This is a genomic window from Amycolatopsis marina (genome assembly GCF_900111885.1).
Classification (GTDB): Bacteria; Actinomycetota; Actinomycetes; order Mycobacteriales; family Pseudonocardiaceae; genus Amycolatopsis; species Amycolatopsis marina.
In genome coordinates, this window is the sequence record NZ_FOKG01000010.1 from 87,603 (window position 1) to 104,247 (window position 16,645).

The following is a 16,645-nucleotide window of genomic DNA, read 5'->3' on the forward strand; positions in this document are numbered from 1 at the left end:
TCACCGACGGTGTGGCAATCGTCGATGTGCGGGCGGACTACGGGAGGGGTGTGCGGCCGCCGTGTTGACCCGCGCCGATAACGTGTGTCGTGTGGTGACCGACTCGGGTGTGGCCGATGTGGACATGTGGTTCCGCCGTCGCCGGCGCCCCGGCTTTCTGGGGCCCGTCGGCGTGTCGCGGCTGCTCGTGTTCGAGATCGTCCAGGTGGTCCTGCTGTTCGTGGTCGTGCGGCAGGACTGGGCGAGGATCGCGGGGGTGGTGATCGGTGTGCTCGCCGTCGTGGTCGCGTTCGGGCGATCAGGGGGGCGATGGTGGACCGAGCGGTTCGGAGCGTGGTTGCGGTTTCGCCGCAGGCGCGGCGTGATCGCCGCCGACGTCGACGATCCGCGTCTGGCCGCTCTGCGCGAGCTGGCACCTGACCTCGTCGTCGAGGACGTCGACGGTCCGGCGCACACGACAATGGGCCTCGGCGCCGACGGTGCGGGCTGGTTCACCGTACTCGAGGTGGTGTCCGCCCCCGAGGACAAGATTCACCCACCGGTACCGCTCGCGGGACTGGTCCGGCTCGCCGCCGATGCCGAACAGCCGGGGGTGGTCATGCAGGTGGTGTCGCAGAGCGAGCCATCGTGGCGAGCCGGGCCCGCCTCCGCCGGGGTCGGAGCACGCGAGGTCCGGCAGGTGACCTGGGTGTCCGTGCGGCTGGACGCCGAACTCGTGGCCGAGTCGGTTGCCGGGACCGACGGTGCGGACGTCGGCGTTCCCGTGGTGCTGGCCGAGCTGACCCGGCGAACCGGGCGGGTGCTCAAGCGGCGCGGACTGCCGAACCGGGTGCTCGACGCGGACGGTGTGCTCGACGCGCTCGCCCGGTCCTGCGCGTTGGGGTCGGCTTCTCCGTCCGTGCCGATCCGGGAGGAGTGGACGGCATGGCACTCCACGGGACTGTCCCACGCCTGCTTCTGGCTGCGGTCCTGGCCGGGCCCCGATCGCGCGGCCGGGCTGCTCGCGGCCCTGCGAGCACTGCCAGCGGCGCGCGTCACGGTGACGTTCCTCCTCGAACCCGCTCACCAGGACAGTGACATCCGTTGCCTGGTCCGCGTTTCCGCACCTGCTTCGGGGCTGGGGGAGGCCTGCGAGACGGCGATGCGGCTGACCCGGCAGGCGGGTGGGGAACTGTTCCGGTTGGACGGTGAACAGGCCGCGGCCGTCTACGCCACGGCACCGACGGGAGGCGGGGCACGGTGAATTCACCAGGGCGCGGCCAGCCGCCCGCAGGGCAGCAGCCCTGGTCGGAAGGGGCGACACCGGGCAGGATCGGTCAGGTGCTGTCCGCGCCTGCCGCCCAGCAGGAGACGCAGCCGGTGTTGGCACCCGCGCCTGCCGCGCCGCCCGCCGAGCAGGAGTCGAAGCCGCAGGCCGAGCAGAACCCAGAAAAACAACGAGCGGCCACACCAGCAGCCATCGGCGAGGTGCGGGCGCGACCGGAGCAGACTGCGCTGGCCAGTGCCGCCCCGCTTCCCCCGGTGCCCGGTCCCGGTGACGGCGGCGAACCACCGCGGCCGGAACACGAGCCCGAAGCGTGGCGGTCGCGGCGGCACCGCCGGTTGTCCCGGCTGCGGATCGGCAGGCACCTGGCCCCGGCCGCCGCGCTCGATCAACTCCAGCTGACCGCCACCTCGTTCGGCGTCGCGCTGGGACGAGACCAGTCCGGCGCACCCGTGCCGGTCACGCTGTTCCGGCCCCGGCCCGTCCGTGCCGTCGTGCTCGGCGACTTGTGGGCGGCGCAACTCGTCGCGTTCCGTGCCCTCGGTTTCGGGGCGCGGGTGGTGGTGCTCACCGCTCGCCCGGCGCAGTGGCAACACCTCGGGCAGTGGGCGACCGGACGAGGTGACCGGGTGGCGGTGGTCGAACCGGGCACGCCGGTTGATTCGGTCGCCTCCCCGGACGCACCGGTACTGCGGGTGGCGGATCTGGCACCGGGACAACAGCCGCAGTCGGCTGACCTGTCCGGTTGGCAGACCGAGCTGTCGGTGATACGTGGCCTCGCGCCGGACACGATGGCACTGGTCCACGAGGCCGATCTGCTGCTGGCCCAGCGATTGGCGGCGCAGGAGGTAGCCACGCTCGCCGCATGGCGAGGGCTGGAGCAGCACGCCTGCCACGCGGTGCAGATGCTGCACGACGACATGCTCGCCGTGCTGAGCGGGACCGAGGTCGGCTATGTCTGGACCGACCCGACCAGCACCGAGATCAGCGCGCTGGGCCGTCCCGGCCGCCACTGATTTCTGGCGGCCGGGACGGCCCGGTCTGGAACCATCGAGGGTGCCTGGCCCTCAGTGTTCCGCAGGTAGGTAGGCAAGCTGAACCAGTTGGGCACCGGACTTGCGAGTGACCAGCCAGCCACGGCCGGGAGGTAGCGGCTCGCCCTTCAGATTGCCGATCAGCGGCCCTTCTTCCTTGCTGCCGGACATCAGGATGCCCGGTGAAGCCAAGTCCAGGATGCGGGAGAGAACCGGGTCGAACAGGGCCCGGCCGGCGCCCCCCGAGCGTCGGGTGACGATCAGGTGCAGGCCGATGTCGCGCCCCTGGGTCATGAACTCCAGGAGTGGGACCATGGGGTTGTCATGTGCGTTCGGAGCGACGAGGTCGTAGTCGTCCACCAGCACGAACAGTTCTGGCCCGCTCCACCAGTCCCGGTTGCGTAGCTGCTCGGGCGTGATGTCGCCGCCGGGTAGCCGCTTGGTCATCGCGTCAACGGTCAGTTGCACCATCTCCTGCGCGGTGGCCTTGGTGGTGGCGTAGCCGATCCGATATTCGTCCGGAACCAGCCCGAGCATGCTGCGGCGGAAATCGATCAGCGCGATCTGCGCCTGCTCCGGCCCGTAACGGCCCATGATGCTGGTGGCCAACGCCCGCAGGAACGCGCTCTTTCCGCATTCGACGTCGCCGAAGAGCAGCAGGTGCGGCTCGGCCTCGAAGTTGAGGGCCACCGGCCGCAGATCGGTCTCGGCGATGCCGATCGGAAGGCCACGGCTGTTCGCGGGGGGAAGCGCGCCGTAGGGAAGTTCGGGGGGCAGCAGTCGTACGCGGGGCGCGGGAGGCTGCGAGCTCGCCTCGGTGACCTCCTGCACGAAGTGCCGGACGCCCTCGGCGAGGTCCGTGGCCGTGGCCTCACCGTCCACGCGGGGCACCCCGGCGAGGAAGTGCATGCCGTCGGGGGTGAGCCCGCGCCCCGGCGACTGCTCGGGCACACTCGCCGCCTTCCGGCGGTTGACCATGGAATCGCTCGCGTCCCCGAGGCGTAGTTCCACCCGGGTACCGAACATGTCGCGAATGTTCATCCGCAGATCCATCCAGCGGTTGCATGCGGCGACGATGTGCACGCCGAAGCCGAGGCCTCGGTTGACCAGTTCCGTGACGACGGCCTCCATGTTCTCGAACTCGGTGCGCAGGGTTGTCCATCCGTCCACGATCAAGAACAGATCGCCGAATCGATCGTCGGGAAAGCGTCCTTCTCGGAGCAGCTGACGGTAGGTGGCCATGCTGTCGATGCCGTGCTCGGCGAAGCGCTGCTCGCGTTCGGTCAGTAGGTTGTGCGCCTCGGCGATGCTGCGCCGGACCTTGTTGACCTCACGCCGCGTGGCGACGCCGCCGATGTGCGGAAGATCGCGCATGGCGGTGAGACCGCCGCCGCCGAAGTCCAGACAGAAGAACTGCACTTCGGCAGGGGTGTGAGTGAGTGCGAGACTGCCGATGATCGTGCGTACGGTGGTGCTCTTGCCGCTTTGTGGACCGCCGACCACCACCACGTTTCCACCCGCCCCGGCCAGATCCATTCGGTGCACGGCACGCCGCTGCTCGAACGGCATGTCGATGATTCCCGCCACGGCGTGCAGCGTGCCGCGGAGATCCTGTTGTTCCGTTGTCAGCCCTCGGTCCGGATCCCGCAGCAGCGGGGTCAGCAGCTGGTCCAGCGTCGGCGGTTCGGCGAGCGGTGGCAACCAGACCTGATGCGCCGCTGTGCCCTGGCCCTCCATCCGTTCGACGAGTACGTCCAGCAGCGTGTCGCCGAACTCCGCCGGTTCCGCCTGTGCGGGCTCTGGTTCCTCGGAGACTCGCGGAACCGTATACCTGGTGGTGTAGTCCTGCACCGAATCGACCTGCCTGCTGGTGACCGTCCGGGCGGCCCCCACGCTGCGGTGCACTCCGGAAACGTAAGCCGCTTTGAACCGGGTCAGCTCCTCGGTGCCGGTTTTCAGAAAGCCGTTCCCGGGGGAGCGTGGCAGCTGGTACGCGTCGGGCACGCCGAGAACTGCTCGGCTCTCGATTGCGGAGAAGGTACGCAGCCCGACCCGGTAGGAAAGGTGCGAGTCGAGACCCCGGAGCTTGCCTTCCTCCAGTCGCTGGGAGGCCAGCAGGAGGTGTACACCGAGCGATCGGCCCACCCGGCCGATCTGGACGAACATGTCGATGAAGTCCGGCCTTGCGGTGAGCAGCTCGGAGAACTCGTCGACGATCACCAGTAGTGCCGGCAGCGGGTCCAGCGGCGCGCCCGCGGTGCGTGCCTTCTCGTAATCCCGCTGGGAGCCGTAGTTGCCCGCCTTGCGCAGCAGTTCCTGCCGGCGCAGCAATTCGCCCTGGATGGCGTCGAGCATCCGATCGACCAGGTCCAGCTCGTCGGCCAGGTTGGTGATCACGGCGCTGGTGTGCGGCAGCCGATCCAGTTTGGTGAAGGTCGCGCCACCCTTGAAGTCGACCAGGACGAAGTTGAGGATCTCCGGATCGTGGGTCACCGCGAGCGCGAGCACCAGGGTGCGCAGCAGTTCCGACTTGCCGGAGCCGGTCGCGCCGACCAACAACCCGTGTGGCCCCATACCGTCCTGCGCGGACTCCTTCAAGTCCAGTTCGATCGGTCTGCCGTCGGACTGGATACCGATCGCGACCCGTAGTCGGTCCCGATTGGATCGAGTGGCCCACGACCTGGTGAGTGCGAATTCGAACGGGTCTCCGAGGCCGAGTAGTTCGGTGAGTTCGAGCGTGCCGGACAAGGGCTGATCGCGCACCGACAACGCGGACAGTCGCAACGGCGATAGGCCACGGAACAGTCCTCTGGCATCGTCGGCCGCTAACGCGTCGGCCCGGCCGACGGTTCCCGTACCGTCCATGGTCCGACTGGTCAGCGTCCCGTCCTCGGCGATGTCGAGCACCAGCGTGGTGGAGTCCAGGAGCCGAGGTGGTTGATCCGCCAGGTTGACCACCGTCACACCCTCGACTCCACCTTCGATCATCAGGTGTTCGGAGCTGGAGGTGTCGCCGCCATCGACGAAGACCACCAGATGGGCGGCACCGTCGATGGGCGCGGCGTTCGCGTCGAACCGCGGCCGATTGGCCAGCACGTCGTCGAGTATCGCCTCGAGTGCGGTGACGCTGGTCGCGACGAGCCGGATCTGACCGATCGCGTCCATCTTGGCGGGGTGCAGCGCGTGCGGTAGCCATTTGGCCCATTCCCAGTCCGACCGCTCGTCGGGTCGGACGCAGAAGGCCACGAGCACATCGCCCGGAGCATGGAACGCACCCAGTTGCGCGGTGATGGCGCGGGCGAGTGCGCGCTTACGCTCACGCTCACCGGTGAGGTAGATCTGCGCGAAGCCCCGCAGCGCGACCGCCACCGGAAGGTCCGGCACCGTCGAGTAGCTGGTGACGAACTTGCGCAGCGCCATGGCACACAGCGGTTCGAGTTCGTCGATCGCCTTGGTCTCCGGCGGGACCAGCGGTGTCGCCAACTCCTGAGATCCCACGCCGATCCTGGCCACGGTGAAGTCCCAGTCTCCCTTGCGGCGCTCCCACAGGCGGCCACTTTGCACGGTCGACCAGAGCCGATCCGGATCGGGATGCCGGTAGAACATGGCCTCGCGCTGCCGGGACACGGTGTCGCGTACCTGGGCCCGGAGCTGGCTGAGACGGCGCATGTAGCGTCGGCGGTTGAGGACCATTTCCTGTTTGCTGGCGCCCTGTCCCTGCTGACTGAGGACCTGGAAGCCGATCATGCCGAGAATCCCGATACCCATCAGGCCGCCCGCGATGTACATGATCGGACCAGCTCCACGGCCCGCCCCCATCATGAGCGTCATCCCACCCGCCATACCGAGCATCGGCAGAATCATCAGCAACCGGCCCCAGCTGCGGTTGCCCGGGGACGGGTTCTCGGGCGGCGGCTCCAGGAGCACCTGGCCGGAGGGCAGCTCGGGCGCCGGTTGCCGTAGTGGCCGTTTGACGATCACCGTTCCCAAGATCGACTCTCCTAGCTTTCGCTGTGTCTGTGCGTCTCGGCGATGCGCTCGGTGGTTGAGCGCGGTAAGTACCATTCAAGCAACTCGATGCTCACGGAGAACGGATGGCGATGACTGTTGCTTCGGGCGCGGCGCTCGCCAAGGTGACGATAGCGACGCCCAACCGAACTATCGATGTCGCGTTGCCCGAGGATGTGCCGGTCGCGGAACTGCTGCCCTACATCCTGCGGCACGCGGGCGACGATGCGCCCGACGCCGGGGAACGGCACGGCGGATGGTTGTTGCGTCGGCCGACGGGCGATCAGCTGGACGGCCGTAAGACCCTTGGCGCCCAGGAGGTCCTTGACGGCGAGGTGATGCATCTCGTTCCGGGCAATCTGGAATGGCCGGAGTTGGAGTACGACGACGTCGTCGAGACCATCGCGAGCGGTGCCCGCCGATACGGCCGAAGCTGGGGACACGACGCCACCCGCCGATGCGGACTCGCGGCGTCCTGCGCGATCCTGCTCGCCGGCACGCTCGTCACCATCGCGTTCGAACCCGCCTGGCTGGTACCGGGCCTGACCATGCTCGGCGTCGCGGCCGTACTCACCGGCCTCGGGGTGGCCGTGGCCGGTGCGGTTCCGGACGCCCGTGCGGGTGCGGTGTTCGCCGGCTGTGCTCTGCCCTACGCGTTCATCGGCGGCTGGCTGCTGACCGGTCCCGACCATCTCGGTCCGATGGCGTTCGGGGCGCCGCAGTTGCTGCTGGCCTCGATCACTCTGCTGGTGTTCAGTGTCGTCGGCTACCTCGCCGTCGGTGCGACGGCGAGGATTTTCGCGGCGGCTGTCGCGGTCGCCGTCCTGGGTGCGCTCGGTGCCCTGCTCGCCACCTCGATGGAGCCGGACGGCGCTGCGGCGGTGGTGCTCGCCGTCGGTATCGGACTGTTGCCCGGATACCCGCTGTTGGCGATCAGGCTTGGCCGGCTCCCGCTGCCCGCGTTGCCGCAGAGCGCCGAGGAGTTGCTCCGCGACGAGCCGTTGCCGCCGCCGCCCACCGTGTTCGCGGCCGCTGCCCGGACCGACGAAATCCTGTCGGGGCTGCTGCTCGGTCTCGCGACGGTCGCGGCGGTCTGCTCCGTCTTCCTGGCGGTCCACGGTGGCGGTGCCAGGCTGATCATGCTCGGTGCGGTCGCGGTGGCACTGCTGCTACGTTCCAGGTTGTTCGCCGTCCCACGCCAGCGGATTCCCTTGCTCATCAGCGGCATGGCGGTGGCCGCCATGCTGATGGCAACGTTCGTCGTGGGTGCGCAAAGCAATACGAGCCGGACGCTGTTACTGCTGGGCATGGCAGCGATCGCGGGAATGGTGGCCTTCGCGGGCCTCACTTACAGCAAGCGGAATCCGTCGCCCTACCTGGGCCGTCTGGCTGACGTGTTCGACGTCGTCGCCATTCTCGCGCTCGTCCCGTTCACCTGCTATATCACCGGCTTTTTCACCTTCGTGCAGGGCCTGATGGCCGGGATCGGCTGAGCCGGCATGGCCTCACGTCGCGACCAGCTCCAGTCGTATCAGTTCATGATGCAACGGGTGATCTCCTCGATCATCGTGCGCGAAACCGACCCGGAGCAGACGCCGCTACGCAGGGGCGTCGGTGCCGTCTTCGGCGGTGTGATGATCGCGGTTCTGGTGGCCGCGATCTTCGGGGTGATCGGGGTGTTCACCGGGGTCGGCGGCACCAGCTGGAAGGCCGATGGCTCGATCATCATCGAGCGCGAGACCGGCACCCGCTATGTCTATCGGGACGACACCCTGCGCCCCGTGATCAATTATGCGTCAGCACGGCTGATCAGTGGCGCATCCGACGCCGAGACACACCGGGTGGCCGGGAGCAGTCTCGCGGGTATTCCGCGTGAGGTGCCAGTCGGCATCGTAGGTGCGCCGGACTCGTTGCCGCCGACGGATCGTGTCGCGGGCACGCCGTGGACGATGTGTTCGATACCGCGCCAGGACGCGGCCGGCGCCCCCATCACCCAGACGGGATTGGTGGTCGGTGGCCAGGTCCCCGGGGGAGTTCCGCTGGGTGAGCGTGGCCTGCTGGTGCGGGATGCGGCTGACGGCACGCATTATCTGCTGTGGCGTGATCACCGCTACCGGATTTCGGGGGACGATCCGGACGGGGTGATTCGATCGTTGTTCGGCGCCCGGAACACGATCATGGAGGTCGGTACAGCCTGGCTCAACGGAATTCCCGCCGGGCAGGATATCGGGACCATCGAGGTCGGTGGGCGAGGCGCGATGTCCACTGCCGCAGAGGGCAGGCGCGTCGGGGATCTCCTTTATCACGCGGTGAGTGACGGCGAACAGTACTATCTGGTACTCGACGGCGGCCTTGCCCCGCTGACCGAGTTACAGATGCGACTGTTGCGTGGTCAGTACGCGGTGGAGGCACAGGAGATCGCTCCGTCGGTCGCCAACTCGATCCCCACCGTCGACGCGCTCGCGCCGGTGTCGGGCGATCCGGCACCGCCGCCGGCGCCGCCGCAGCTCGTGCTGGTGCCCGGTGACGGCAGGGCAGCCCTGTGCTCGGAGACATCCGGCTCGACAGCGGCGCCGGAGGTGTCACTCGGCGGTGACATCTCGGCGATTGAGGACGGCATCGAGACCACGAGGGAGTCCAGCTCCGGGACGAAGCTCGCCGATCAGGTACTGGTACCCCCGGGGCAGATCGCGGTCGTCCGGGCCATGCCGAGCGATCGCGCCGGTCCCGGCGCGGTCAACCTGGTCACCGATGTCGGTCTGCGCTTTCCCGTGCCGTCAGACGAGGTACTGACAAGCCTTGGCTACCAACCCGCGGACGCGGTGCCCATGCCTGCTGCCCTGGTGCAGCGGATCCCAGCCGGTCCGACATTGTCTCCGGAGGCGGCGCTGATTCCCGCACCGGTACCCGGCACGGGCTGACGGTTTCCGTACCCGGTCCGCACATGCCTGCGCGTTGGCGGGTCCCGGGCCTCTTACCTGCGCTTTTGTTGCGAGCGGTCGCCTTGACGGGTGCCGTTACCTTGTCAGCGAGGGCCTGCATCATCGGGCTTGGGAATGTAGCCGAACATCTTTTGGGGTGACAGGCGTGACAATTAACCTTACCGCGACCGCGATCGCTGAGCTGGGGGCCGCCATCGAGGAGGCGAAGCAATCGCTCCGAGCGGCGGAGAATCGCATCACCAGTACCCAGCAGGGCATCTACAAGGTGGGTTGGACAGGTTCCGGGGCCGATGGCAACAACACCTATCGGTGTCAGGCCAGCGAGACGACCACGCGTCTGTGTGCGCACCTCGACGAGCTGGAAACCAACGTCCTGCAGGCAGGTAGGAACATGACCGCGGCCGATGAGGATGCCGGGGCGCAGCAGGTTGCCGTCCAGGCCGGCGGCGGTATGCACTTTTCCCGACTCTAATCAGTCTTCAACCGAGCTTGTGGACACTAACAGGAAGGATGTTGGGTTCAATGGTCGAACAGATCAGGTATGCGTCTGGGGCAACCGACATGCTGTCGCAGGCGCAAGCGCAATGCTCAGCTGAACAGCGACGGATCATTGACGATCTGGGCGTGAGGATGAAAAAGATCTGCGGGTCGGAATGGGAAGGTGCCGCCGAAAAGGCGTACTTGGTCGCGCAGAAGCGGTGCAACACGGAGATCGAGGCGGGCGCAATCGCCGAGCAGCGCAGCAGCGTGGTTACCCAGCAGTGCGGCGAGGACATGATCGCCGCCGACGTGCGTTGTAGCAGCCTGTTCGTCTGAACTGAACAGGCACCGCCGGCCGTGGAGCTCAGGCTTCGCGGCCGGTTCTTGTGTTCGATGACCTCGGAGGGCTACCTGCGCTTGTCGTCGAACAGCCCACCTGGCGGGCTGGGTGACACCGTGTCGGAAGGCGCTGCCGGAACCGGGGCGAACCCGCTGCGCCAGCGGCGGCGCCGGCCACGTGGCCCGAACACCGCGATCCCGGTCAGCAGTCCGGCCACGGTAAGTGCCGCTCCGGCCAGGGTGAAGGCCAGACTGCTGCTCGCCGCCCAGCTCTGCTGCCTGGCGAGTTCCTCCGCGGTCACAACTGCGGGGGTCATGGTCGGCAGCTGCACAGGATTGCCGTCCACGGTCCGGTTCAGAGTGGCCAGGTAAGGGTTCACGATACCGTGGCCATATCTCGCGCTTCCGACGCCTTCCGGCGCAGGCGTCGCGGTCGCCAGCAACTGGTGGACGACTGATGCCGCGCTCCGGTTCGGCCGGTACGCCCGGACGAGGGCCGCGGCGCCCCCGACGTATCCCGCCGCGAAGGCGGTACCGGAGGCCGAACCGAGTCCATCGCGGGGGTACGTGGTGACGATGTTCGCGCCCGGTGCGACCAGGTCGACGTGTTCTGCTCGAGATTCCTGGGCGACCGTGCCCTCCTGGCCGATCGCCCCCACTCCGAGCACACCCTCGTAGGCCGCGGGATAGGGCGTAGCGCCGGTCGGTTCGTTCTGGTTGGCCTCGCCCACGGCAGCAATGACGACAGCGTCGCTGTCCACGGCCCGGCGAACCGCCGCACGCAGCTGCTCGCTGTCCTCGTAGGTGATCGACGCGACCACGATGATCGTCGCGTTCTGGTCGATTGACCAATCGATCGCCGTGGCCAATGTCCCGGGCGCGACACTGTTCGGTGGCTGCCTGCCGGTCGGGTACGCGTCGCCGACAGCCTTCGCGGACAGGATTCGCGCGCCCGGCGCCAGTCCTCGGAAACCCGCGCCCTGCACCGGCTGTCCGGCGACAGTCCCGGCTACACCGGTGCCGATGCCGAGGCAGTCCACCCGCCCGCTGTCCTGCCTGTTCTCGTCCATTGGTGCGACGTCGGTGTTGCCGATGAGCGCGCTGGCGAGGAACGGCGTGTCCGCGACACCCGTGGCGACAACCGCGACCCGTTGGCCCGCGCCGGTACTCAGAGGCCACACCTTGTCCGGCGCCAGCATGTTCTGTGCCCACGGCACCGGTGCCAGCCGGTCGCCGACGGGTACGCACTGTTGCGCGATCGCCTGTTGTGGCGCGAATGCGCATACGGTGGCACTCATCGCCGCGATGAGGAGAACTCGCCAACCACGCCTTCCGTGCACAGTGAAACCTTACTTACGCGAGGCAAGAGAATCCGGCTGCGACCACCAGCTCAAGGCCTGGCTTCCGGCTGGTGTTCTCCCGCTAGGGACTCCCCGGCCTCCAGAATCGTGAACGCGAGGCCCAGCACCGCGTCACCAGGAAGGAATAGTTCAGTGCTCATGCCGGGATTGACGCACAAGGCTTGTTCCTCACTGGGCCAGTTCGCCAACAGTTCGCGAAACGAAATCTGGATACGGGAGGATTCCGGGGGCGCGAGGCGGTCCAGGCCGGTATTCGAACTGAAGACCGGAATCGTCGGAATGGAGTCCTCCAAGATGATCCGCCATGGGATGAGCGCGTCTGGCGCTTGTGCGGGGTCGGGCACTGGTTCCGTGGTAGGCACGATCACGGAACCGTCGACCAGCGATTCGAGGTACTTGTCGCCGTCGCGCTGCGCGGTGGCCGCGTGGAGTTGACTCTCCAGCTCGTTCGCCGGCTCGTGATCATCGAGCGTGTGGGCCGCGGACGAATTCCGGTCTCCGGCGGAGGTGCCAGCAAGCTCCGTTCGACACGCCTGACGCATATGGATGAGCGCCTGTTCGGTCGTTCGTTGCCGCATTTCCTCGAGTGGCAGGAGGGTTTCCTCGCCTTCGGCCAGCTTCGGTACCCCGTCGATGGGGAGGAACACGGCGAACGGGGTCCCGGGGTTGACGGCAAGCTGCCAGTCCGTCCCCGGCCACTGCTCCCGCAACTCGCCGAAGCTGGTCTTCCAGTGTCGTGACACGAGATCACCGAGTACCCACGACAATGTCTCGGGAGAGGTGAAGACGAGCACGTGCTGCTCCGGCAGGGGGAGCCGTTGCCGCAGCAACCAGCCGTTCTCGGCGTCGCCGTCCCGCATATCCGGGACGTACAGCGGCTCAGACATCAGCAGCCGCGCGACCTCCTGCCCCGCACCACGCTCCAGCGCCGCGACAACGGACCTCTCCGCCTCGTTGGCGGGCTCCCAGTTGAACTCCATGTGCTCATCATCCCATCGCGATGCAATGGAACCCGGAGGGCGCGGCGTACGTCCATCCAGTACCGGGGTTGACACGTGGTGCTTCTCTGGGGATGGGCGCGGATTCCATCCGCTGGGCCCGAACGCAAGATCCACGGTCAGCTCGTACGGGAGAGTGCTTCCATGGGAACCATCGATGTCAACCAGGAGAGCCTGCGTAGTTGCGGTGCCACGCTCGAGGAGCTGGCCTCCAACTTCCAGCTGACAGTTGGGTCTGATGTGAGTCTCACCGGCCAGGGTGATCATTCAATGATCAGCTCCGGAAAGTTTGCACAGGGAGGTGAAGCTCAGAACATCTACAACAAGGCGGTAACGCTTCAGGGTCAGAACGACCCCAATATCGCACTGAGCTTCCGAAGTCTGTCGTCCGCAGTTTACGGTATGGCCGACCTCTTCGGTGTGACCGACCTGGAAAACGGTTTCAGGTTCATGTTCGGTGATCCGCGCGCCGACAAGCCCGCTTACCTCCCGCCGCATATCGTTCCAGAGGAAACGATGATGGGTGGCTCTGACGAGGCGAACGAAGAGTACAGTGAAGCGTTCAACGACGAGCTTGAGAAGTTTGATCCCGAGCAGTTCGAGGGTTCCGGGAACGAAGAGAACACGGTGATCCTTCGCGACTCGTCCGGTCGAGTGATCGGCATCGATTACCAGACTATCAACGAAGAAACTGGCAGCGTTGCCCACGAGGTGCACAACTATCAGGACGACACTGTGCACTATTACCGTCGGGCCGAGGACGGCGAGACCACGGGCCACTTCACGGTGAGCACCGATGGGCACGCCATGAGTATGGACGATGTATTTGACGAACTTAATGAGGAGGTTGAGGAGGCTAGGGATGAGATCGGCAGCAATGATTAGGGATAGGTCGATGTGAATCCAGTCGAGGTGAATCATGGGCAGCGCAAGCTGCTGAAGTGCTCGCCTGGAGAGATGCGTCGGCCTGGTGTTGGCGCTTGTTCTTTATAGTGATGGGGGGTCTCGATGCCCGATGTCGAGTATGACGGACCGTACGGTGTGGATCCGGACTCGTATCGAGACACGGATGACCCAATGCACCCGGACTATGAAGACGGCCTCGGTATTGAAGACTACCGGCAGCAGGTCCTCGGGGAGCAGCCGGCAGTCATGGCGGCGTTGGCGGGGCAATGGGATCGAATGGGTGCTCTGCTTCGGGATTCCCGTACAGTCTTGGAACACGCTACGCTCTCTCTTGATTTCGAGGCGCCCACGGCAAGAGACGTCTTTCTCAGCAAGGTTGGCCATTTAGTCAGAAATCTGGATGACGGTGTCGTCTCGGCGGATGGTGTGGCAGGGGCGCTGCGAGGTCTTGCTGCCTCAGCCGAGCAGCGACAGGAAGAAATGGTCGAACTCTACGAAGAGTACAAAACGGCCCTTTCTGAGGCGCAACGAAACGACGAATATCTTGATAAGTATGCTTCTGGTGCTGTCCCCGGAGCATTGGTCGCCAGCATGCTCGGAGTTGAAACTGCGAAGGAGGTGAAGCAGCGGTTCGACACGGCTGCCGAGAACCTGGTCCTTCGCATGGCCGCTGACTATGAGCCCTATTTGTCGTTGATGCGATCCTCGCTGCCACGAACTTTTGATGCGATCAACGCGATCATGCATCCGGGCGCCTTCGGGATGCCGCCACCACCGGGGGGTTACGGTGGGCCGCCCCCCGCTCCGCCATCGTTCGGGGGTGGAGCGCCTCCTGCTCCGCCGCCGTTCGCCAGTGCGGCACCTCCCGCACCAACATTCACCGGTGGCGCTCCTACCGGAGCTACCGGAGTGGGCGGGGCACCCACATTCGCGGGCGCTCGAGGCCTTGGGGGCCCTCCGGCATTCGGAGCAGGAAATGGGGTCTCGACCGGTGCGGGACAAGCTCCGGGATTAGGTGCCGGTGGCGGGGGCGCCCAAGGGCAAGGGGGCCTACCTTCGGACGGTGAAGGCGCAGGTGGGGCTGTTGGGGGCGTCCCACAGTTCGCGGGAGCGGGCATCGCCCCGGGCGCCGGCCAGTTCGCTGGATCCGGCACGAGGGATCAGGGTGGCTCGCTCGGCGCGCGGGGTGCAGGGGAACTCGGGGGCGCCGGTGATGCTGGTTCACCCGGCTTCGGTGACGCGGTGGGCGACCCGTCTGGTATCCCTGCACCGGGAGGATCAACATCGGGGCCCACCGCACCCACGGGACTTGTGCCCCCCGCGTTTCAGCCGGCCCCCGGGTTGACCCCTCCTGGTGTTCCTTCCGCGCCTTCCGCGCTACCGCCTGCCGCGCCGCCACTCACGAGCGCTCCCCGGATGCCGTCAGCGAGTCCGCCCCGATCTCCGAGCCTGCCCGCCGAGCCTGCGCCACCGAACGTCTCCACCACGCCGCCGGTGGTGGACACGCCGCTCGATCCGCAGAACAACACCAATCTGCCGTTGGACACGATGGAGTTCCCGCCGGGGACCATGCTCCCGCCAGGCATGATGTCCGCGATGTCCTCGGCCGCGGTGGGGCAGCAACAGCAGGGCAAGACCATCGGCGCCCCGGGCCGTCAGCGGCAGGATGGCGATGCGTCTGTAGGGCGGTCCGCCACCGAGGATGCGTTCCAGTCTCCTGGTGGAGCGGTCGGCTCGCCGGTCATTGGCCAGAACGGCAGGCGGACACGGCCGGGAGGCAGTGCTGAGGCCCCGACAAGGGGGCCGTCCAGTTCGTCTGGTGGCGCACCGCCGGTATTGTCGAATCATCGCCGGTCTGGGCCTGTGCAGACTGATATGGAGCGACTGAAGGAAGAGCGGCGGGCTCGGCGTGCCCAACGCCAGCGAAATCAGGAGCTTCGGACCTCGGAGTTCGTCGCTGGCGTGGAGAGCGGGACCTCGCCCGTGTTCGAGGGCCGTGTCGGTGGCGAACGTGTAAATGGTCGAATGACCGAGGTTCCCACCGCTCTACGTCCTGCGACATCGCGGCCGGGCAGGCCGGAACGGCGTGTCAAGCCGCAGGTGCAGGCCGACCAGAGCGCTCGCCAGGTGGTGTCGCAGCCGGTGTCCCATGAGGAGCAGCCGCGGGTGGTCGCGGATGAGGCCGCTTGGGAGGTGCAAACGCCTGGCGGGCCGGTGGTCTCCGCGCGCAGGCAGGAGCAGGAACGACGCCAGGCGGAACCGCCACCCACCTTCGGCGCCGCGAACTGACCTCGGCCGCCGCGTGGCTGGCTCCCTGCTCGTTCCCGTAGTGCCCCCGTACCGCAACCTCGCAGCGATCACGGAACGCCACGTGACCTGCGCGTTTGCTGTCATTTCGCAACGGTAGGTACGGGTGTTCGGCGTAGGCGGCAAGCTCAACGGCTGCCTAAACTGGCCTTAAATACGGCGCTGGCTGGATTGGGGAGAGCAGATGGAACCGAAAAGTGCGGCTTTCGAGGATTTCGGGCTGCCCAGTAGCTCGGTGCTACAGGGGATCATGGACGATCTCAAGAAGTCGATGGAGCGGATTCCCGACACTCAGGAGCAGATGCTCGAACTGAGCGGCACGGCCTGGTCCGAGGACCGCATGGTGAAAGTCGTAGTCGGCCCTCGCGGCCAACTCGTGGACCTGGAAATCGATCCCCGAGTTTTGCGGAATCCGGACACGCAGACACTCAGGTCGACGATTCTGACCACGAACGAGCAGGCGGTGCGCGAGGTCGTCACCCAGGCCCACGAGCTCATGGCCGGGCAGATTCCGCCGGAGGTCGCTGAACTCCAGGGGCAGTACAACGTGGAATCCGACGACATGGCAAGCCAGATGCTCAAGACGGATGCCGAGATCATGGCCGAGCGGAAGGGTGACAATGGCTGGTGACATCGATATTCCCGACGCTGGCGGTGCCGTCTCTGCGGGAAAGTCGCTGGAAGCGTTCGCGATGGATTTCGGGGTAGTTGTGGAGGCCCCGGAGGTTACTTTTGTTGACGACACAAAGGTTGATATAGCGATAGCGGATACGTTCCCACAAGATGTGGTGGATGAGATCAACGAGGTACTGTCAACGAAACTGGGTCCGGGAATCGCCAGCCTGGGTGAGTCGGTGATCAGCGCGGTCGGCGTGATGGTGACCACGGACAAGCTCAATGGGGAGCGGGTGGTCCGGTGCGAGGACCCCCGTTGATGTGCCGTCCTGATCGCGGGCGTACCGCGGCCGCACCGTGCATGCTTGCCCTGTCTGGTGGGGGCTGAGAC

At 66.7% G+C, this 16,645-nt stretch carries 14 protein-coding genes; 10 read left to right on the forward strand and 4 right to left on the reverse strand.

The window, feature by feature from the left end:
- Positions 1-91: 91 nt before the first annotated feature.
- Together BM199_RS17705 and BM199_RS17710 are read left to right on the forward strand one after the other, a co-directional pair.
- A complete protein-coding gene (locus tag BM199_RS17705) occupies positions 92-1,243 on the forward strand; it encodes a type VII secretion protein EccE (RefSeq protein ID WP_245788430.1) in 1,152 nt (383 codons plus the stop codon).
- A complete protein-coding gene (locus BM199_RS17710; RefSeq protein ID WP_143101848.1) occupies positions 1,240-2,280 on the forward strand; it encodes a hypothetical protein in 1,041 nt (346 codons plus the stop codon). The genes BM199_RS17705 and BM199_RS17710 overlap by 4 nt, the downstream gene beginning before the upstream one ends.
- Positions 2,281-2,331: 51 nt before the next feature.
- On the opposite strand, the gene eccCa is transcribed toward BM199_RS17710, so the two are convergent.
- Positions 2,332-6,288, reverse strand: coding sequence for a type VII secretion protein EccCa (eccCa, locus tag BM199_RS17715; protein ID WP_091674367.1), 3,957 nt, complete (start codon positions 6,286-6,288; stop codon positions 2,332-2,334).
- Positions 6,289-6,398: 110 nt separating this feature from the next.
- Here eccCa and eccD point away from each other — a divergent pair, with 110 nt between their 5' ends.
- The 4 genes from eccD to BM199_RS17735 all read left to right on the forward strand — a co-directional run bounded on the left by eccD (position 6,399) and on the right by BM199_RS17735 (position 10,064).
- On the forward strand, positions 6,399-7,799 hold the full coding sequence (gene eccD / locus BM199_RS17720; RefSeq protein WP_091674479.1) for a type VII secretion integral membrane protein EccD: 1,401 nt from the start codon (positions 6,399-6,401) through the stop codon (positions 7,797-7,799).
- Between the two features lie 6 nt (positions 7,800-7,805).
- Positions 7,806-9,227, forward strand: a complete 1,422-nt coding sequence (gene eccB / locus BM199_RS17725) for a type VII secretion protein EccB (RefSeq protein WP_091674368.1) — start codon at positions 7,806-7,808, stop codon at positions 9,225-9,227.
- 166 nt (positions 9,228-9,393) lie between these two features.
- Positions 9,394-9,720, forward strand: a complete 327-nt coding sequence (locus BM199_RS17730; protein ID WP_091674369.1) for a WXG100 family type VII secretion target — start codon at positions 9,394-9,396, stop codon at positions 9,718-9,720.
- A gap of 50 nt (positions 9,721-9,770) precedes the next feature.
- Positions 9,771-10,064 (forward strand): hypothetical protein, encoded by a 294-nt coding sequence (locus BM199_RS17735; protein WP_091674370.1) that lies wholly within the window; start codon positions 9,771-9,773, stop codon positions 10,062-10,064.
- A 71-nt stretch (positions 10,065-10,135) separates the two neighbouring features.
- Here the strand turns inward: BM199_RS17735 and BM199_RS17740 are convergent, their stop codons facing one another.
- Together BM199_RS17740 and BM199_RS17745 are read right to left on the reverse strand one after the other, a co-directional pair.
- On the reverse strand, positions 10,136-11,365 hold the full coding sequence (locus BM199_RS17740; protein WP_091674371.1) for a S8 family serine peptidase: 1,230 nt from the start codon (positions 11,363-11,365) through the stop codon (positions 10,136-10,138).
- Positions 11,366-11,457: 92 nt separating this feature from the next.
- Complete coding sequence (locus tag BM199_RS17745) at positions 11,458-12,408, reverse strand: SseB family protein (RefSeq protein ID WP_177242666.1); 951 nt, start codon at positions 12,406-12,408, stop codon at positions 11,458-11,460.
- Positions 12,409-12,570: 162 nt separating this feature from the next.
- Between BM199_RS17745 and BM199_RS17750 the strand changes: the two genes are divergently transcribed.
- A complete protein-coding gene (locus tag BM199_RS17750) occupies positions 12,571-13,311 on the forward strand; it encodes a hypothetical protein (protein ID WP_177242667.1) in 741 nt (246 codons plus the stop codon).
- Positions 13,312-14,657: 1,346 nt separating this feature from the next.
- On the opposite strand, the gene BM199_RS17755 is transcribed toward BM199_RS17750, so the two are convergent.
- Entirely contained in the window at positions 14,658-14,972 is a 315-nt protein-coding gene (locus tag BM199_RS17755; protein ID WP_143101851.1) for a hypothetical protein, read from the reverse strand.
- Positions 14,973-15,357: 385 nt separating this feature from the next.
- Between BM199_RS17755 and BM199_RS17760 the strand changes: the two genes are divergently transcribed.
- The 3 genes from BM199_RS17760 (at position 15,358) to BM199_RS17770 (ending at position 16,574) form a co-directional block, all read left to right on the forward strand.
- The gene (locus BM199_RS17760; RefSeq protein ID WP_091674375.1) at positions 15,358-15,621 is read left to right on the forward strand and encodes a hypothetical protein; all 264 of its coding nucleotides are present in this window, start codon (positions 15,358-15,360) and stop codon (positions 15,619-15,621) included.
- A 202-nt stretch (positions 15,622-15,823) separates the two neighbouring features.
- A complete protein-coding gene (locus BM199_RS17765; protein WP_091674376.1) occupies positions 15,824-16,270 on the forward strand; it encodes a YbaB/EbfC family nucleoid-associated protein in 447 nt (148 codons plus the stop codon).
- Entirely contained in the window at positions 16,260-16,574 is a 315-nt protein-coding gene (locus BM199_RS17770) for a hypothetical protein (protein WP_091674377.1), read from the forward strand. Before BM199_RS17765 ends, BM199_RS17770 begins: the two co-directional genes overlap by 11 nt.
- Positions 16,575-16,645 lie beyond the last annotated feature (71 nt).